Below are 18,213 nucleotides of genomic sequence, written 5' to 3'. Positions count from 1 at the left end.
GGGCCCGTCCCGCGCGCGGGGCGGGCCCCGCCGCACCTGCGTCCGGCCGCCGCCGGGAGCCCCACCGCCGTCTTGCGGCCGACGGCCGCTGCCGCCCCGCGTCGCCGAGGGGCGCGGCCGACCGGACGGCTTCTCCGGGGCGGGAGATCGCCGTACTCGACAAGTGAGCCGGGGGCTGCACGAAAGAGTGATGAATGCGGTCAACGCGTACGGACACTCCGTACCGAAAAGGAGTGAACCGGACGCCGGGTCGCGGGGGCCCGCACCCCTACCGACGGGTACGGGTCGCCATGCCGTTCAGGGGGTCTCCGAATGTCACTTCGAAGGCCTCAGGGAGGTAGGGTCGGGGGTGGTCGGGGACATCCCAATACAGCTCGCCGGCGTCGAAACCGGCGTACCAACGAGGAGATCGGTTCGTGACGATCCGCGTAGGCATCAACGGCTTTGGCCGCATCGGTCGTAACTACTTCCGCGCGCTGCTGGAGCAGGGTGCAGACATCGAGATCGTGGCTGTCAACGACCTGGGTGACACCGCGACCACCGCTCACCTGCTGAAGTACGACACCATCCTCGGCCGCCTCAAGCAGGAGGTCACGCACACCGAGGACACCATCAGCGTCGGCGGCAGGACCATCAAGGTCCTCTCCGAGCGCAACCCGGCCGACATCCCCTGGGGTGAGCTGGGCGTGGACATCGTCATCGAGTCCACCGGCATCTTCACCAAGAAGGAAGACGCCGAGAAGCACATCGCGGGCGGCGCCAAGAAGGTCATCATCTCCGCCCCGGCGAAGAACGAAGACGTCACCATCGTGATGGGCGTCAACCAGGACAAGTACGACGCCGCCACGGACAACGTCATCTCCAACGCCTCCTGCACCACCAACTGCGTGGCGCCGATGGCGAAGATCCTGGACGAGAACTTCGGCATCGTCCGCGGTCTGATGACGACGGTGCACGCGTACACGAACGACCAGCGGATCCTGGACTTCCCGCACAAGGACCTGCGCCGCGCCCGCGCCGCCGCCGAGAACATCATCCCGACCACCACCGGCGCGGCGAAGGCCACCGCCCTGGTGCTGCCGCAGCTCAAGGGCAAGCTGGACGGCATCGCGATGCGCGTCCCGGTCCCGACCGGCTCGGTCACCGACCTCGTCGTCGAGCTCTCCCGCGAGGTCACCAAGGAAGAGGTCAACGCCGCCTTCCAGAAGGCCGCCGAGGGCGAGCTGAAGGGCATCCTCGAGTACACCGAGGACCCGATCGTCTCCTCCGACATCGTCAACGCCCCGGCGTCCTGCACCTTCGACTCGTCCCTGACCATGGTTCAGGACGGCAAGAACGTGAAGGTCATCGGCTGGTACGACAACGAGTGGGGCTACTCCAACCGCCTCGTCGACCTCACGGTCTTCATCGGCAACCAGCTCTGATCGGCAGAGCAGGCACCTCGATGTGAGAACAGGGCTCGGGCAGCGCACCACCGCGCGGTCCGGGCCCTGACGCGCGTACGGCGGGCCGGGTCCCTCGGTCCGCCCGCGTGCGGATCGACCGGCCCTCGTACGATCAAGAGCCCCTCCTCAGGAGTCCCATTCCCATGAAGACGATCGACGAACTTCTCAGCGAAGGCGTGGACGGCAAGCGGGTCTTCGTCCGCGCCGACCTCAACGTGCCGCTGGCCGACGGTGTCATCACCGACGACGGCCGCATCCGCGCCGTGCTGCCCACCGTCAAGGCGCTCGCCGGTGCCGGCGCCAAGGTGATCGTGGCCTCGCACCTGGGCCGCCCCAAGGGCGCCCCGGACCCCGCCTTCTCGCTGCTGCCCGCCGCCGAGCGCCTCGGCGAACTGCTGGGCGCCCCCGTGGCCTTCGCCCAGGACACCGTGGGACCCGCCGCGCACGATGCCGTGGACGGCCTGGAGCCCGGCCAGGTCGCGGTCATCGAGAACCTGCGCTTCAACCCCGGCGAGACGTCCAAGGACGACACCGAGCGCGGCGAGTTCGCCGACGCCCTCGCCGCCCTCGCGGACGTCTATGTCGGCGACGGCTTCGGGGCGGTGCACCGTAAGCACGCCTCCGTGTACGACCTGCCGGCCCGCCTGCCGCACTACGCCGGATACCTCATCGCCACCGAGGTCGGTGTCCTGAAGAAGCTCACCGAGGACGTCAAGCGGCCCTACGTCGTCGCCCTCGGCGGTGCCAAGGTCTCCGACAAGCTCGCCGTCATCGACCAGCTCCTCGGCAAGGCCGACCGGCTGCTCATCGGCGGCGGCATGGCGTACACCTTCCTCAAGGCCAAGGGCTACGAGGTCGGCATCTCCCTCCTCCAGGAGGACCAGATCCCGACCGTCACCGAGTACATGGAGCGCGCCGAGAAGCAGGGCGTCGAGCTGCTGCTCCCCGTCGACGTCGTGGTCTCCCGGGAGTTCCCGGACCTGAGGACCAAGGCGCCTACGCAGAACGACACGGTCGACGCGGACAAGATCCCCGCCGACCAGGAGGGCCTGGACATCGGCCCGCGCACCCGTGAGCTGTACGCCTCGAAGCTCGCCGACGCCGCCACCGTCTTCTGGAACGGCCCGATGGGTGTCTTCGAGCACCCCGACTTCGCCGAGGGCACCAAGGCGGTCGCCCAGGCCCTCGTCGAATCCGACGGCTTCACCGTGGTCGGCGGCGGCGACTCCGCCGCGGCCGTCCGTACGCTCGGTTTCGACGAGAACGCATTCGGCCACATCTCGACCGGCGGCGGCGCCTCCCTCGAATACCTCGAGGGCAAGACGCTCCCCGGCCTCGCCGCACTGGAGGACTGACCCCAATGACCACCCGCACGCCGCTGATGGCGGGCAACTGGAAGATGAACCTCAACCACCTCGAGGCCATCGCGCACGTCCAGAAGCTCGCCTTCGCCCTGGCCGACAAGGACTACGACGCCGTCGAGGTCGCCGTCCTGCCGCCCTTCACCGACCTGCGCTCCGTGCAGACCCTGGTCGACGGCGACAAGCTCAAGATCAAGTACGGCGCCCAGGACATCTCGCAGCACGACTCCGGCGCCTACACCGGCGAGATCTCCGGCCCGATGCTGGCCAAGCTCAAGTGCACCTACGTGGTGATCGGGCACTCCGAGCGCCGGCAGTACCACGACGAGACCGACGAACTGGTCAACGCGAAGGTCAAGGCCGCCTACAAGCACGGCCTGACCCCCATCCTCTGCGTCGGCGAGGAACTGGACGTCCGCGAGGCCGGCAACCACGTCGCGCACACGCTCGCCCAGGTCGAAGGCGGCCTGAAGGACCTCCCGGCCGAGCAGGCCGAGTCCGTCGTGATCGCCTACGAGCCCGTGTGGGCCATCGGCACCGGCAAGGTCTGCGGCGCCGAGGACGCGCAGGAGGTCTGCGCCGCCGTCCGCGCCAAGCTCGCCGAGCTGTACACGCAGGACGTGGCCGACAAGATCCGCATCCAGTACGGCGGCTCGGTCAAGTCGGGCAACGTCGCCGAGATCATGGGCCAGGCCGATATCGACGGCGCCCTGGTCGGCGGCGCCTCGCTGGACGCCGACGAGTTCGTCAAGATCATCAGGTTCCGCGATCAGTGAGCCGGCCGTGAGTAGGCGGTAGCGGCGATACGTCGTACCCTGGCGGGGGCACAGCCGAGGTGCTGTGTCCCCGTCGTCCATCCGTATCCGAGGAAGTTGGTCCAGCCGTGGTTTTGGGGTTCTCGATCGCCCTGATCGTCTTCAGCCTGCTGCTGATGCTGCTGGTGCTGATGCACAAGGGGAAGGGCGGCGGCCTCTCCGACATGTTCGGCGGCGGCATGCAGTCCTCCGTCGGCGGCTCCTCCGTCGCCGAGCGCAACCTCGACCGCATCACCGTCGTGGTCGGTCTGCTGTGGATCGCCTGCATCATCGTCCTCGGCATCCTGATGAAGTCCAACAGCTGACGAGCCGGCGAACACCGTACATTCCGCACGGAAGGCCCCATGGTCGGTACGCGCTCCACAGCGCGGCCTATCATGGGGCTTGCGTCTGTGTGCGGGGGACGGTAACTCCCATCACTGGACGCGCGTTGGGCCTTACGTAGACTGAGGCGCTCGCAGCGAAGCGGTACGCCGACTCGTTTCGCGGCACCATCACGCAGGGAGTTACGACCGTGGCAAGTGGCAACGCGATCCGGGGGAGCCGGGTCGGGGCGGGGCCGATGGGCGAGGCCGAGCGCGGCGAGTCCGCGCCGCGCCTGCGCATCTCCTTCTGGTGCTCCAACGGGCACGAGACGCAGCCCAGTTTCGCCAGCGACGCACAGGTGCCCGACACCTGGGACTGCCCGCGCTGCGGCTTCCCGGCCGGTCAGGACCGGGACAACCCGCCGGACCCGCCCCGCACCGAGCCGTACAAGACGCACCTCGCCTATGTACGCGAGCGGCGCAGCGACGCGGACGGCGAGGCCATCCTCGCCGAGGCGCTCGCCAAACTGCGGGGCGAGATCTGACAGCTGACGCCCCGTCGCGTGCCGCCTCGGCACTCGCTGACGCCCCGTCGGGTGCCGCCTCGGCACTCGGGGGAGCCCGGCGTGGCTCGCTCTTCACCGGGCCGGTCGAGTGAACGGCTGACGACGCCCGGACGGCCGCGCGGCGGTCGCCTCCACGCGCCCTCACGGAAACGGGGGCGGTGCGGGCTGTGGTGCCCGCGCCGCCCCCGTCCCGTACTCGGTGATGACCGGTGATCGGTTACCGGTGGTCGGTCAGGCCGACGCCGGCGGGTACAACGACCGCGGCAGTTGCGCCGCCGCCGCCGTGTCCAGCAGCCACAGCGTGCGCGCGCGGCCGTAGGCGCCCGCGGCCGGGGCCTGGATCTCGCCCGTGCCGGACAGCGCCATCGCCACCGCGTTCGCCTTGTCCTCGCCCGCCGCGAGCAGCCACACCTCACGGGCCGAGCGGATCGCGGGCAGGGTCAGGGAGATGCGGGTGGGCGGCGGCTTCGGCGAGCCGTGGACGCCGATGACCGTGCGCTCCGTCTCCCGCACCCCAGGGTGCTCCGGGAACAGGGACGCCACGTGCGTGTCCGGGCCGACGCCCAGCATCAGCACGTCGAAGGTGGGGACCGCGCCGTGGTTGGCGGGGCCGGCGGCGTGGGCCAGCTCCTCGGCGTAGGCCTCCGCCGCCGCCTCGACATCCGTGCCCCACGGTCCGTCGGAGGCGGGCATCACGTGCACCCGCTTCGGATCCAGCGGTACGGAGTCCAGCAGCGCCTCCTTGGCCTGTGTGACGTTGCGCTCGGGATCGCCCTCCGGCAGGAACCGCTCGTCACCCCACCACAGGTCCAGGCGCCCCCAGTCGACCGCGTCGCGGGCGGGTGCCGAGGCCAGCGCGGCCATGACGCCGTTGCCGTTGCGGCCGCCGGTCAGGACCACGGACGCGGAGCCCGTGGAGGCCTGCGCGTCCACGATCTTCGTGATCAGCCGGGCCGCGGCGGCCTGCGCCATCAGCTCCTTGTCACGGTGGACGACCAGCTGCGGAGTGCTCACTTGGCCGCCGCCTTCCGGGTCGGGGACTTCCTGGCGGTCTTGGCGGCGGCACGCCGCGCGGGCGCCTTCGCCGCCTCCTCCTCCGGTGTGGCCACCGCGACCGCCGCCTCCGCGGTGGCCTGCGGCGCCGAGCCGTCCAGCCGTTCCACCCCGAAGCGCAGCGCCGACGCGTAGGTGTCGTCCGGGTCGAGCCGCCGCAGCTCCTCCGCGATCAGTTCGGCCGTCTCCCGCCGCTTCAGCGCCACCGCACGCTCCGGCTGTCCCTGGACGGACAGCGTGGCCAGCCTGCCGTCGGCCCGGTCCAGCTTGACCGGGCCGCAGCTGGTCTCCATGCGGACCGCGGTCAGCCCCGGCCCGGCGGACAGCGAGCGCTTGACCGGTACGTCCAGCCGGTCCGCGAGCCACATCGCCAGCAGCTCGCAGCTCGGGTTGAACTCCTCGCCCTCCACCTCGACGGACCGGACCTCGCAGGTCACCTGGTCGAGCGCGGCGGCCAGCATGGAACGCCACGGCGTGATCCGGGTCCACGCCAGATCCGTGTCGCCGGGGGTGTACGCCTCGGCCCGCGCGGCCAGTTCCCGCACCGGCTCCTCGCAGGCGTAGGCGTCGGTGACCCGGCGCTGCCCCAGCGCGCCGAGGGGGTCCTCGGCCGGGGCCAGCGGGCCGTTCACCGGCCACCAGACCACGACCGGCGCGTCCGGCAGCAGCAGTGGCAGCACCACGGACTGGGCGTGGTCGCAGACCTCGCCGTACAGCCGCAGCACGACCGTCTCGCCGGTGCCCGCCTCCGCGCCCAGCCGGACTTCGGCGTCCAGCCGTGAGGAGGTGCGGTCGCGCAGGGTGCGCGAGACCCGCCGGATGACGACCAGGGTGCGCGAGGGGTGCTCGCGGGAGGCGTCACCGGCGGCCTTGAGGGCGTCGTAGGCGTTCTCCTCGTCGGTGACTATGACGAGGGTGAGCACCATGCCGACGGCGGGTGTGCCGATCGCCCGGCGGCCCTGCACGAGCGCTTTGTTGATCTTCCCGGCGGTGGTGTCGGTCAGGTCCGTCTTCATGGCCGGCGCCAGCTCCGTCCGTCTCGTGCGAGCATCTCGTCCGCCTCGTCCGGCCCCCACGTCCCGGACGCGTACTGCGCGGGCCTGCCGTGGGTGTCCCAGTACTCCTCGATCGGGTCGAGGATCTTCCAGGAGAGCTCGACCTCCTCCGTGCGCGGGAAGAGGTTGGAGTCGCCGAGGAGCACGTCCAGGATGAGCCGTTCGTACGCCTCCGGGCTGGACTCCGTGAAGGACTCGCCGTAGGCGAAGTCCATCGAGACGTCCCGGATCTCCATCGACGTGCCCGGCACCTTGGAGCCGAAGCGCACGGTGACGCCCTCGTCGGGCTGTACGCGGATGACGACCGCGTTCTGTCCCAGCTCCTCCGTCGCCGTGGTGTCGAAGGGGGAGTGCGGGGCGCGCTGGAAGACCACCGCGATCTCGGTGACCCGGCGGCCGAGGCGCTTGCCGGTGCGCAGGTAGAAGGGGACGCCCGCCCAGCGGCGGTTGTCGATCTCCAGCTTGACGGCCGCGTAGGTGTCGGTCTTCGACTTCTGGTCGATGCCGTCCTCTTCGAGGTAGCCGATGACCTTCTCGCCGCCCTGCCAGCCGGCCGCGTACTGTCCACGCACGGTCGTCGCGCCGAGGTCCCCGGGCAGCCGGACGGCACCGAGGACCTTTTCCTTCTCCGCGGCCAGCGCGTCCGCGCCGAAGGAGGCGGGCTCCTCCATCGCGGTGAGCGCCATCAGCTGGAGCAGGTGGTTCTGGATGACGTCACGGGCGGCGCCGATGCCGTCGTAGTAGCCGGCCCGGCCGCCGATGCCGATGTCCTCGGCCATGGTGATCTGCACGTGGTCCACGAAGGACCGGTTCCAGATCGGCTCGAACATGGTGTTGGCGAAGCGCAGCGCCAGGATGTTCTGGACGGTCTCCTTGCCCAGGTAGTGGTCGATGCGGAAGACCTGGTCCGGGGCGAAGACCTCGTGGACGACCTTGTTCAGCTCCTCGGCGGACTCCAGGTCGTGGCCGAACGGCTTCTCGATGACCGCGCGCCGCCAGGAGCCGCCGGTCTGGTCGGCCAGGCCGTGCTTCTTCAGCTGCTGGATGACGACCGGGAAGGACTTCGGCGGGACGGACAGGTAGAAGGCGAAGTTGCCGCCCGTGCCCTGCGCCTTGTCCAGCTCCTCGATGGTGCCGCGCAGCCGTTCGAACGCCTCGTCGTCGTCGAAGGTGCCCTGCACGAACCGCATGCCCTGGCTGAGCTGCTGCCAGACCTCCTCGCGGAAGGGCGTGCGCGAGTGCTCCTTGACGGCGTCATGCACGACCTGCGCGAAGTCCTCGTGCTCCCAGTCGCGCCGGGCGAAGCCGACCAGCGAGAAGCCCGGCGGCAGCAGCCCCCGGTTGGCGAGGTCGTACACCGCGGGCATGAGCTTCTTGCGGGACAGGTCGCCCGTCACGCCGAAGATGACCAGGCCCGACGGCCCCGCGATACGCGGGAGCCGTCGGTCTGCGGGGTCACGCAGCGGGTTACCGCTGGACAAGGTGTCAGCCCTCCGCGGGGGCGAGGCGCTCCAGCTCCGCCTCGGTCGACTTCAGCAGGTCGTTCCAGGAGGACTCGAACTTCTCGACGCCCTCGTCCTCCAGGACCTGGACCACGTCGTCGTAGGAGATCCCGATCTTCTCCAGGGCGTCGAGGTCGGCACGGGCCTGCTCGTAGGTGCCGCGCACGGCGTCGCCGCGGACCTCGCCGTGGTCGTCGGTGGCCTCCAGGGTGGCCTCCGGCATGGTGTTCACCGTGTTCGGCGCCACCAGTTCCTCGACGTACATGGTGTCCTTGTACGCCTTGTCCTTCACACCGGTGGAGGCCCACAGCGGACGCTGCTTGTTGGCGCCCGCGTTCTCCAGCACGCTCCAGCGGTCCGAGGAGAAGACCTCCTCGTACGCCTGGTAGGCCAGGCGCGCGTTGGCCACGCCCGCCTTGCCGCGCAGCGCCTTGGCCTCGTCGGTGCCCATCTCGTCGATGCGCCGGTCGATCTCGGTGTCGACGCGGGAGACGAAGAAGGACGCCACCGAGTGGATCTTGGACAGGTCCAGGCCGCGCTCCTTGGCCTTCTCCAGGCCGGTCAGGAAGGCGTCCATGACCTTGCGGTAGCGCTCCAGCGAGAAGATCAGCGTGACGTTGACGCTGATGCCGTTGCCGATGGTCTCGGCGATGGCCGGCAGACCCGCCTCGGTGGCCGGGATCTTGATGAGCGTGTTCGGGCGGTCCACCAGCCAGGCCAGCTGGCGGGCCTCGGCCACCGTCGCCTTGGTGTTGTGCGCCAGGCGCGGGTCGACCTCGATAGAGACCCGGCCGTCCTGGCCGTCGGTGGCGTCGAAGACCGGGCGCAGGATGTCGGCGGCGTCGCGGACGTCCGCCGTGGTGATCATGCGGATGGCCTCTTCGACGGTGACCCGGCGGGCGGCGAGGTCCGAGACCTGCTGGTCGTAGCCGTCGCCCTGCGAGATCGCCTTCTGGAAGATCGTCGGGTTGGTGGTGACGCCGACGACGTGCTGCTGGTCGATCAGCTCGGCGAGGTTGCCGGACGTGATCCGCTTGCGCGACAGGTCGTCCAGCCAGATCGCGACGCCTTCATCGGAGAGGCGCTTGAGTGCGTCTGTCATGGAAATTGCATCTCCTACGTGTCGTATATGAGCGTCAGCGCTGGGCGGCGGCGAGGGATTCCCGGGCCTTGGCGACCACGTTCTCGGCGGTGAAACCGAATTCGCGGAACAGCACCTTGGCGTCGGCGGAAGCACCGAAGTGCTCCAGGGAGACAATGCGTCCGGCGTCCCCGACGTACTTGTGCCAGGACAGGGCGACGCCGGCCTCGACCGCGACACGCGCCCGCACGGCCGGGGGCAGCACGCTGTCCCGGTACCCCTGGTCCTGCTCCTCGAACCACTCGACGCACGGCATGGACACCACGCGCGTGGGAACACCGTCGGCCTGGAGCTGCTCGCGCGCCTCGACGGCCAGGTGCACCTCGGAGCCGGTGGCGATCAGGACGACCTGCGGCTGCGCGCTCTGCCCGTCGGACCCCTCGGCCTCGAACAGGACGTAGCCGCCACGGGCGGTGTCGTCGTTCGGCTCGTACGTCGGCACGCCCTGGCGGGTCAGCGCGAGGCCGTGCGGGGCGCCCTTGCCGAACTCCTTGGTCCAGCGGCGCTGGATCTCGGTCCAGGCGAGGGCGGTCTCGTTGGCGTCGGCGGGGCGGACGACGTTCAGGCCCGGGATGGCGCGCAGCGAGGCGAGGTGCTCGACGGGCTGGTGGGTGGGGCCGTCCTCGCCCAGGCCGATGGAGTCGTGCGTCCACACGTACGTCACCGGCAGGTGCATCAGCGCGGACAGGCGCACCGCGTTGCGCATGTAGTCGGAGAACACCAGGAAGGTGCCGCCGTACGCGCGCGTGTTGCCGTGCAGCGTGATGCCGTTCAGCTCGGCGCCCATCGAGTGCTCGCGGATGCCGAAGTGGATCGTGCGGCCGTAAGGGCTCGCCTCCGGCAGCGGGTTGCCCTCGGGCAGGAACGACGAGGTCTTGTCGATGGTGGTGTTGTTGGAGCCGGCCAGGTCGGCGGAGCCGCCCCACAGCTCGGGCAGCACCTCGCCGAGCGCCTGGAGCACCTTGCCGGAGGCGGCGCGGGTGGCCACGCTCTTGCCCGCCTCGAAGACCGGGATCTTCTCGGCCCAGCCGGCGGGCAGCTCGGCGGCGGCGATGCGGTCGAACTCGGCGGCCCGCTCCGCGTCGGCCTCGCGCCAGGCCTGGAAGGACTTCTCCCACGTGGCCTTCGCCTGCCGGCCGCGCTCCAGCGCCTGGCGGGTGTGGCCGATGACCTCGTCGGAGACGTCGAAGTGCTTGTCGGGGTCGAAGCCGAGGACGCGCTTGGTGGCCGCGACCTCGTCCTCGCCCAGCGCCGAGCCGTGCGCGGCCTCGGTGTTCTGCGCGTGCGGCGCCGGCCAGGCGATGATCGAGCGCATCGCGATGAAGGACGGCCGGTCGGTGACCGCCTTGGCCTTCTGGATCGCCGCGTAGATGGCCTGCGGGTCCAGGTCGCCGTCCGCCTTGGGCTCCACGCGCTGCACGTGCCAGCCGTAGGCCTCGTACCGCTTGGCGGTGTCCTCGGAGACGGCCGTCTCGGTGTCGCCCTCGATCGAGATGTGGTTGTCGTCCCACAGCAGGACCAGGTTGCCGAGCTTCTGGTGGCCGGCCATCGAGGACGCCTCGGCGGAGATGCCCTCCTGGAGGCAGCCGTCACCGGCGATGCAGTAGACGAAGTGGTCGAACGGGGACTCCCCGGCGGGGGCCTCCGGGTCGAACAGACCGCGCTCGTAGCGGGCGGCCATGGCCATGCCCACGGCGTTGGCGACGCCCTGGCCCAGCGGGCCGGTCGTGGTCTCCACACCGGCCGTGTGCCCGTACTCCGGGTGGCCCGGGGTCTTGGAACCCCAGGTGCGGAAGGACTCCAGGTCCTCCAGCTCCAGGCCGAACCCGGCCAGGTACAGCTGGGTGTAGAGGGTCAGGGAGGAGTGACCGGCGGACAGCACGAAGCGGTCTCGCCCCACCCACTGCGGGTCCGCCGGGTCGTGCCGCATCACCTTCTGGAACAGGGTGTAGGCGGCAGGAGCCAGGCTCATCGCCGTACCCGGATGGCCGTTGCCGACCTTCTGTACGGCATCGGCGGCCAGGACGCGCGCGGTGTCCACCGCGCGCTGGTCCAACTCGGTCCACTCGAGGTCTGTGGTGGTCGGCTTGGTGCTCACCCTGGTTCAGGGCTCCTCTCCACATGTCGGATGCCGACGCGTGTGTCCACGCACCGGCTGCCGGCGTTCTGGCGTCGGCCGGCCGTTGTTGAGCCTACCCCCGTAAAGACGTGCGTTTTTTCGAGTCATTCAAGAGTGCCGGGACTCCGGGAAATCCGCCTGCCGACCGGCTCCTTCCCCTATTCGGCAAGTGAATACGGGGGCGCTCATCCGATCGCTCATTCGAGCCGTCGTGCGCCCGTCGGAAACCCTTTCCGGACGCCGTCCCGGCGGCACCCCCGGACCGTCGCCGGGGGCCTGCCGCGCGGGCGGTGCCAACACGACCCCACCCCCGCGAATGTCCGGGTCTGGGCAACGTCTACAGTGGCGTGGTACGCGCGAGTCTTTACCCTGTGTTCACAGGGGTGGGGCTCGCTGGGAGTCTCTGTCAGGGGTGTGCGTGACGGCCGTCGAATCCCGTCCAGCGGGACTACTCGGTGCAGGCCAGAGTCCGAGCCACCGGCCGTTCGGGGCCCGTGTCAAGGCGTTCGTGGCACTGACCAAGCCGCGGATCATCGAGCTGCTGCTGATCACCACCGTTCCGGTGATGTTCCTGGCGCAGCAGGGTGTGCCCGACCTGAAGCTGGTGCTGCTCACCTGTGTCGGCGGCTACCTGTCCGCGGGCGGCGCCAACGCGCTGAACATGTACATCGACCGTGACATCGACGCGCTCATGGACCGCACCTCGCAGCGCCCGCTGGTCACCGGCATGGTCAGCCCGCGCGAGTGCCTGGCCTTCGGCATCTCCCTGGCGGTCGTCTCCACCCTGCTGTTCGGTCTCACCGTCAACTGGCTGTCGGCGTGGCTGTCGCTCGGAGCGCTCCTCTTCTACGTCGTCGTCTACACGATGATCCTCAAGCGGCGCACCTCGCAGAACATCGTCTGGGGCGGCATCGCCGGCTGCCTGCCGGTGCTCATCGGCTGGTCGTCCGTCACGGACTCGATGTCGTGGGCGCCGGTCATCCTCTTCCTCGTCATGTTCTTCTGGACGCCGCCGCACTACTGGCCGCTGTCCATGAAGGTCAAGGAGGACTACGCGCGCGTGGGCGTGCCGATGCTCCCGGTGATCGCCTCCAACAAGGTGGTCGCCCGGCAGATCGTCATCTACAGCTGGGTGATGGTCCTCGTCTCGCTGCTGTTGACCCCGCTCGGCTACACGGGCTGGTTCTACACCGTGGTCGCCCTCCTGGCCGGCGGCTTCTGGCTGTGGGAGGCGCACGGGCTGCAGAACCGCGCCAAGGCCGAGGTGACCGGCGTGAAGCTGAAGGAGATGCGCCTGTTCCACTGGTCGATCACCTATGTGTCGATCCTCTTCGTCGCGGTGGCGGTGGACCCCTTCCTGCACTGACCTCCGCACACGTCCGGTACGGGCGGCGGGGGCACCCCCTGCTCGAAGAGCTTGGGGGTGCGTGGCCAAGGCCACTACCCCGCCCGTCGCCGTAGCCACTACCCGTCGGTAGCATCCTGGCCATGGCAGACACGCAGCAGGTTGACCCCAAGGCCGAGCGCAAGGCGGCCCGCCTCGCCCAGCGGATCGGCTCCTTCTCCCGGGCGCACGGCGGTGCCGAGGGCCAGGTCGCGTACATCGGGCAGCGCGGCGCCCGGATCGTCCTCGTCGGCGAGGACGGCACGTGGGGCGACATCGTGGCCCCCACGTACGCCATCGCCGAGCAGGCCGTGGCGAAGTCCGGCATCACCGTCCACGAGTCCTTCGACGGCGAGTTCGCCGCCAAGGTGAGGACGGGCCCGTACGAGTGGTCCCGCATGGCGGGCATCCAGCTCGGTGGCCCCGCGAACGGCTGAACAAAGCCGCCGGGCGGGCAACACCTGAGAGCCGGTTCACCCGTTAGGACTCACGGAGGAAGTGGTCCAGCCGGGGGAGACCGGATGATCGAAACGCCGTCCCTCGTGGACCAGTACTGCCACGGCGTGCTGCGGACGGAACTGGGCCTCGGCACCTTCGAGGCCCAGCTGGCCCGGACCGAGGGCCCGCCCGCGCCGGGCACCACCCTCTTCGACACCCAGACCGGTTTCGCCGTACGCCGCTGGTGCCCCCCGCTGCTCGGCCTGGAGCCGCACTGCCCGCCCGCCCGCTATCTGGCCCGGCGCCGCGAGCTGGGTGTCCTGGAGGCCGGCCGCAGGCTGCTGCGCGGCAGCGGCATCACCGACTACCTCGTGGACACGGGGCTGCCCGGGGACCTCACGGGGCCGGGCGAGATGGCCTCGGCGGGGGCCGCCGCCGCCCACGAGGTGGTCCGCCTGGAACTCCTGGCCGAGCAGGTCGCCGACACCTCGGGAACCGTCGAGGCCTTCCTGTCCAACCTCGCCGAGTCGGTGCACGGTGCCGCCGCGGACGCGGTCGCCTTCACCTCCGTGGCGGGTCTGCGGCACGGTCTGGCGCTTGCGCCCGAGCCACCGGGGCCGGGGGAGGTGCGGGGCGCCGCGGGACGCTGGCTGGCGCGGCGGGGCGTCGGCGGTGAGCTGAGCGATCCGGTGCTGCTGCGCCACCTGCTGTGGATCGCGGTGGCCTCCGGGCGCCCGCTCCAGCTGCACGCCGGGCTGGGCGAGCCTGGGCTGCGCACCGACCGCACCGACCCGGTGCTGCTGACGGACTTCGTCCGGGCGACCGCCGGCCTGGGCACGGACCTGGTGCTGCTGCACGGGTACCCGTACCACCGCAACGCCGCGCACCTCGCCGCGGTCTTCCCGCACGTGTACACCGACTCGGGGGCCGCGCTGGCGCGCACGGGCGCACGGGCCGCCACCGTGCTCGCCGAGGTCCTGGAGCTGGCCCCCTTCGGCAAGATCCTCTTCTCCAGCGGCGCCCGCGGGCTGCCCGAGCTGCACGTGGTGGGGGCCCGGCTGTTCCGGGAGGCGCTGGGCCGGGTGCTCGGCGCCTGGGTGGCCCAGGACGCCTGGTCACCGCAGGACGCGCAGCGGGTGGCAGGGATGGTCGCGGCGGGCAACGCCCGGCGGGTGTACGGGCTGGGGTGACCGCCTCCGCGGGCTGCGTCGACCCGGGGGGCGCTACGCCTTGGTCAGCGCGCCCGTCTCGACGGACGCCGCCGGCAGCCCGTCGCCCGCCGCCTCGGGCCGCTCGCGCAGCGACAGCAGCACCCGCAGCACGCCGATCCACATCAGGCACGACCCCAGCATGTGGACGCCCACCAGGACCTCGGGCAGGTGCGTGAAGTACTGGACATAGCCCACCACACCCTGGGCGAGCAGGACCAGGAACAGGTCGCGTGTGCGGTCCAGGGGCCCCTTGGGGGCGTCGACGGCCTTCAGGACGAACCACAGGGCGAACGTCAGCGTCACCACGATCCATGCCAGCACCGCGTGCGCCTTGGCGACCGTCTCCCAGTCGAGCGGGATCCGCTCGACCTCCGCGGAGTCGCCGGCGTGCGGGCCCGCGCCGGTCACCACCGTGCCCGCCGCGATCAGCAGCACGCTCGCGACGACCAGGAACCACACCAGCTGCTGCACCGCCTTGCCCACCAGCGGACGCGGCTCCCCGTCACCCTCCCGGGTGCGCTGCCACATCACCGTCGCGACCGCGATCAGCGCCGTGGTCAGCAGGAAGTGCGCGGCGACCGTGTACGGGTTCAGGCCGACGAGGACCACGATGCCGCCGAGCACCGCGTTGCCCATGACGATCCAGAACTGCGCCCAGCCCAGCCGGGTCAGGCCGCGCCGCCACGGCTTTTCCGAGCGGGCGGCGATGATCGCCCAGCCGACCGCGGCACACAGCACGTACGTCAGCATGCGGTTGCCGAACTCGATCACGCCGTGGAAGCCCATCGCGCGGGTCGTGGTCAGCGAGTTCTCGGTGCAGGTCGGCCAGGTGGGGCAGCCCAGGCCCGAGCCGGTCAGCCGCACGGCACCGCCGGTGACGACGATGACCACCGCCATGACGAGCGCGGCGAGGGCCGCCCGCCGGACGGTCCGGGGCTGCGGGGTCCAGCGTTCGGCGATGAAGGCGAGCGGGTTGCGCACGGCGGATACGGCGTCGTCGCGGGTCAGGTTCGGCACGCGTTCCATCGTAGGCCGCCGCTTGTGCACGCTTTCACGAGGGTCCGTCTCACGAGGGTCCACGGGATGTCGGCGGGCCCCTACTCCCAGCGGAAGAACTTCCCCGCCGCGGCCAGCGCCACGACCGCCCACACGGCGAGGATCCCGGCGTCGCCCCACGGCATGCCGGCGCCGTGCTGGAGCACGTCCCGCAGCCCGTCGGACAGCGCCGAGATCGGCAGCAGGCCCAGCACGTCCTGCGCGCCGGAGGGGAACTTGTCCAGCGGGACGATCACGCCGCCGCCGACCAGCAGCAGCAGGAAGACCAGGTTCGCGGCGGCCAGCGTCGCCTCGGCCTTCAGCGTGCCGGCCATCAGCAGGCCGAGCCCGGAGAAGGCGGCCGTGCCGAGCACCAGCAGCACCAGCACGGCCAGGGGGTTGCCGTGCGGGGACCAGCCGAGCGCGAAGGCGATCACCGTCAGCAGGATCACCTGGAGCACCTCGGTGACCAGCACCGAGACCGTCTTGGCGGTCATCAGGGCCCAGCGCGGCAGCGGTGAGGACGCCAGCCGCTTCAGCACGCCGTAGCGGCGCTCGAAGCCGGTGGCGATGGCCTGCCCGGTGAACGCCGTCGACATCACGGCGAGCGCCAGCACGCCCGGTGTGAGGAAGTCCACGGCCTTGCCCGCGCCGGTGTCCACGATGTCCACGGAGCTGAACAGCACCAGCAGCAGGGTGGGGATGACGACGGTGAGCAGCAGCTGCTCGCCGTTGCGCAGCAGCATCTTCGTCTCCAGCGCCGCCTGCGCCGCGATCATGCGGGTCAGCGGGGCCGCGCCGGGCTTGGGTGAGTACGTACCGGTGGATGAGCCGGTGGCGGTGGTCATGAGCGCAGCTCCTTGCCGGTCAGCTCCGAGCTGTGTGCTCCCGGGGGGCGATCCCCGGACCCCCGGCCAGGCTCCGTGCAGGGCGAATTCATGAACGCAGCTCCTTGCCGGTCAACTCCAGAAAGACGTCCTCCAGGGTGTGCCGCTCCACCGAGATCCGCTCTGGCATCACGCCGTGCTGCGCGCACCAGGACGTCACCGTGGCGAGCAGTTGCGGGTCGACCTCGCCGGCCACGCGGTACGCGCCGGGCGTCAGCTCGGCGGCGGAGGATTCGGGGGGCAGGGCCTTGAGCAGGGAGCCGACGTCGAGGCCGGGTCGGCCGGTGAAGCGCAGGGTGTTCTCCGCGCCGCCGCGGCACAGCTCCTCCGGGGAGCCCTGGGCGATGACCCGGCCGGCGTCGATGATCGCGACGTCGTCGGCGAGTTGTTCGGCCTCGTCCATGTGGTGCGTGGTGAGGATCACGGAGACCCCGTCGGCGCGCAGGTCGCGGACCAGGTCCCAGGTGGCCCGGCGGGCCTGCGGGTCGAGCCCCGCGGTCGGCTCGTCGAGGAAGACCAGCTCGGGGCGGCCGACGACGGCCATGGCGAGCGCGAGGCGCTGCTGCTGGCCGCCGGACAGTCGCCGGTAGCCGGTCCGGCCGCAGCCGGCGAGCCCGAGCCGTTCTGTCAGGGCGTCCACGTCCAGGGGGTGGGCGTGCAGCTTGGCGACGTGCCGCAGCATCTCGTCGGCCCTGGCCCCGGAGTAGACGCCGCCGGACTGGAGCATGACGCCGATACGGGGGCGCAGCGCTGCGGACTGGGCGACCGGGTCGAGGCCCAGGACGCGCACCGTGCCGGAATCCGGCTTCCGGTACCCCTCACAGGTCTCGACCGTGGTCGTCTTGCCCGCGCCGTTGGGGCCCAGCACGGCGGTCACGCCCGCCCGGGCCACCAGGTCGAGGCCGTCCACCGCGGTCTTGGTGCCGTACCGCTGCACCAGGGACTGGACCTGGACCACTGGCTCACTTCGCATGGGTCCAGAGTCTAGGGACGCGCCGGGCGGTTCAGGCGGGCGGGTGCGTGAAGTCCTCCTCGCGGGGACGGTGCAGGGCGAGCCAGTGCTCGGCATAGGCCACGGCGTCGGCCAGGGGGAACAGCCGCGCGTCGGCCGCGCCGACCTTTCCCCTGGCGACGGGCCGGTCCCGTTCGAAGTCGTGCCCGAGCTCGTCGAACCGCTCGGAGGTGATGGACACCTCGGTCACGGTCTCCCAGCCGTGCGGTCCGGGCCTGCCCTCGCGCACGCGGGGCGCGGGGATGCGGTACTCGGCGAGGTGGAAGCAGGTGCAGGCGTCGTATCCGGCGCCGAGGAGCAGCACGCGGGCGCCGGCGGCCTCCAGCCGGGCCAGCGGGCTGCGCTCGCCGAGCCGGCAGTCGGTGGCGTGGGCGTCGGTGATCTCCCGCGCGCGCGGGCCGATCGCGGCGAACGACGTCTGGGGGTGGGCGCTGCGGTGGGCGCCCGGCCAGGTGCGGACGGTCTCCGGGACGACGCCGACCCCGCGCGTGGGGGTGGTCGGCGGGTCGTAGGCGGGCATGGTGGCCCGGATGGTGTCCCACCATTGCGCGGGGACCGGCGGGTCGCCCCACAGCGCCGGGTCGGAGAGGTCGCCGCTGTGGGCGGGGACGACGAGCGTGCCGTCCGGGCCCAGGGCGTCCAGCAACCCCCGCACGACGGCGACGGGGCCCCCGCAGACCCAGCCCAGGGACTTCAGGGAGGAGTGCGCCAGCAGGGTCTCGCCGGGCCGGACGCCGAGCCGGCGCAGGGCGCCCGCGACTGTGCCACGGGTCACGAGTGGGCCGGTCGGAGGGGGTGTGGGCATGGCTTGGGAGTCTGGCACACCGGGCCGGAGGGTGCCACCCGTTTGATCGATCAGAGATCGTTTCCGCAGGTCGGATTAG

17 protein-coding genes are annotated in these 18,213 nt (G+C 71.1%); 8 read left to right on the top strand and 9 right to left on the bottom strand.

Features of this window, described 5'->3' with window-relative positions; translation table 11 throughout:
* Positions 1 to 416 precede the first annotated feature (416 nt).
* The 5 genes from gap (at position 417) to ACFC02_RS20405 (ending at position 4,471) form a co-directional block, all read left to right on the top strand.
* Positions 417 to 1,424 (top strand): type I glyceraldehyde-3-phosphate dehydrogenase, encoded by a 1,008-nt coding sequence (gene gap, locus ACFC02_RS20425; RefSeq protein ID WP_376358894.1) that lies wholly within the window; start codon positions 417 to 419, stop codon positions 1,422 to 1,424.
* Between the two features lie 164 nt (positions 1,425 to 1,588).
* A complete protein-coding gene (locus ACFC02_RS20420) occupies positions 1,589 to 2,800 on the top strand; it encodes a phosphoglycerate kinase (protein ID WP_376358891.1) in 1,212 nt (403 codons plus the stop codon).
* Between the two features lie 5 nt (positions 2,801 to 2,805).
* On the top strand, positions 2,806 to 3,582 hold the full coding sequence (gene tpiA / locus ACFC02_RS20415) for a triose-phosphate isomerase (RefSeq protein ID WP_376358888.1): 777 nt from the start codon (positions 2,806 to 2,808) through the stop codon (positions 3,580 to 3,582).
* A gap of 107 nt (positions 3,583 to 3,689) precedes the next feature.
* Positions 3,690 to 3,926 carry a preprotein translocase subunit SecG gene (gene secG / locus ACFC02_RS20410; RefSeq protein WP_360962631.1) on the top strand — a complete coding sequence of 79 codons (237 nt, stop codon included), beginning with the start codon at positions 3,690 to 3,692 and terminating at the stop codon, positions 3,924 to 3,926.
* A gap of 209 nt (positions 3,927 to 4,135) precedes the next feature.
* On the top strand, positions 4,136 to 4,471 hold the full coding sequence (locus ACFC02_RS20405; protein ID WP_003957010.1) for an RNA polymerase-binding protein RbpA: 336 nt from the start codon (positions 4,136 to 4,138) through the stop codon (positions 4,469 to 4,471).
* Positions 4,472 to 4,723: 252 nt separating this feature from the next.
* Here ACFC02_RS20405 and pgl read toward each other — a convergent pair whose 3' ends face one another.
* The 5 genes from pgl to tkt are packed head-to-tail and all read right to left on the bottom strand — an operon-like array spanning position 4,724 to position 11,341.
* Entirely contained in the window at positions 4,724 to 5,506 is a 783-nt protein-coding gene (gene pgl, locus ACFC02_RS20400; protein WP_376358884.1) for a 6-phosphogluconolactonase, read from the bottom strand.
* Positions 5,503 to 6,561 carry a glucose-6-phosphate dehydrogenase assembly protein OpcA gene (opcA, locus tag ACFC02_RS20395; RefSeq protein WP_376358881.1) on the bottom strand — a complete coding sequence of 353 codons (1,059 nt, stop codon included), beginning with the start codon at positions 6,559 to 6,561 and terminating at the stop codon, positions 5,503 to 5,505. The genes pgl and opcA overlap by 4 nt, the downstream gene beginning before the upstream one ends.
* On the bottom strand, positions 6,558 to 8,081 hold the full coding sequence (zwf, locus tag ACFC02_RS20390) for a glucose-6-phosphate dehydrogenase (protein ID WP_376358878.1): 1,524 nt from the start codon (positions 8,079 to 8,081) through the stop codon (positions 6,558 to 6,560). The genes opcA and zwf overlap by 4 nt, the downstream gene beginning before the upstream one ends.
* Positions 8,082 to 8,085: 4 nt before the next feature.
* A complete protein-coding gene (tal, locus tag ACFC02_RS20385) occupies positions 8,086 to 9,204 on the bottom strand; it encodes a transaldolase (RefSeq protein WP_376358875.1) in 1,119 nt (372 codons plus the stop codon).
* 34 nt (positions 9,205 to 9,238) lie between these two features.
* The gene (tkt, locus tag ACFC02_RS20380; protein WP_376358872.1) at positions 9,239 to 11,341 is read right to left on the bottom strand and encodes a transketolase; all 2,103 of its coding nucleotides are present in this window, start codon (positions 11,339 to 11,341) and stop codon (positions 9,239 to 9,241) included.
* A gap of 433 nt (positions 11,342 to 11,774) precedes the next feature.
* On the opposite strand from tkt, the gene ACFC02_RS20375 reads away from it, so the two are divergent.
* The 3 genes from ACFC02_RS20375 to ACFC02_RS20365 all read left to right on the top strand — a co-directional run bounded on the left by ACFC02_RS20375 (position 11,775) and on the right by ACFC02_RS20365 (position 14,374).
* Positions 11,775 to 12,728 (top strand): heme o synthase, encoded by a 954-nt coding sequence (locus tag ACFC02_RS20375; RefSeq protein ID WP_376358869.1) that lies wholly within the window; start codon positions 11,775 to 11,777, stop codon positions 12,726 to 12,728.
* Between the two features lie 122 nt (positions 12,729 to 12,850).
* On the top strand, positions 12,851 to 13,183 hold the full coding sequence (locus ACFC02_RS20370; RefSeq protein ID WP_376358866.1) for a hypothetical protein: 333 nt from the start codon (positions 12,851 to 12,853) through the stop codon (positions 13,181 to 13,183).
* Positions 13,184 to 13,267: 84 nt separating this feature from the next.
* Complete coding sequence (locus tag ACFC02_RS20365) at positions 13,268 to 14,374, top strand: amidohydrolase family protein (protein ID WP_376358863.1); 1,107 nt, start codon at positions 13,268 to 13,270, stop codon at positions 14,372 to 14,374.
* Between the two features lie 33 nt (positions 14,375 to 14,407).
* Here ACFC02_RS20365 and ACFC02_RS20360 read toward each other — a convergent pair whose 3' ends face one another.
* The 4 genes from ACFC02_RS20360 to ACFC02_RS20345 all read right to left on the bottom strand — a co-directional run bounded on the left by ACFC02_RS20360 (position 14,408) and on the right by ACFC02_RS20345 (position 18,134).
* A complete protein-coding gene (locus ACFC02_RS20360; protein WP_376358860.1) occupies positions 14,408 to 15,421 on the bottom strand; it encodes a heme A synthase in 1,014 nt (337 codons plus the stop codon).
* A gap of 71 nt (positions 15,422 to 15,492) precedes the next feature.
* Complete coding sequence (locus ACFC02_RS20355; RefSeq protein WP_376358857.1) at positions 15,493 to 16,278, bottom strand: ABC transporter permease; 786 nt, start codon at positions 16,276 to 16,278, stop codon at positions 15,493 to 15,495.
* Between the two features lie 88 nt (positions 16,279 to 16,366).
* The gene (locus tag ACFC02_RS20350) at positions 16,367 to 17,290 is read right to left on the bottom strand and encodes an ABC transporter ATP-binding protein (protein ID WP_376358855.1); all 924 of its coding nucleotides are present in this window, start codon (positions 17,288 to 17,290) and stop codon (positions 16,367 to 16,369) included.
* 31 nt (positions 17,291 to 17,321) lie between these two features.
* A complete protein-coding gene (locus tag ACFC02_RS20345) occupies positions 17,322 to 18,134 on the bottom strand; it encodes an aminoglycoside N(3)-acetyltransferase (RefSeq protein WP_376358852.1) in 813 nt (270 codons plus the stop codon).
* Positions 18,135 to 18,213 lie beyond the last annotated feature (79 nt).

Source organism: Streptomyces sp. NPDC056160 (assembly GCF_042268205.1).
Classification (GTDB): Bacteria; Actinomycetota; Actinomycetes; order Streptomycetales; family Streptomycetaceae; genus Streptomyces.
The sequence above is the reverse complement of the archived record's forward strand: the minus strand, read 5'-3'. Positions and strand labels throughout refer to the sequence as shown.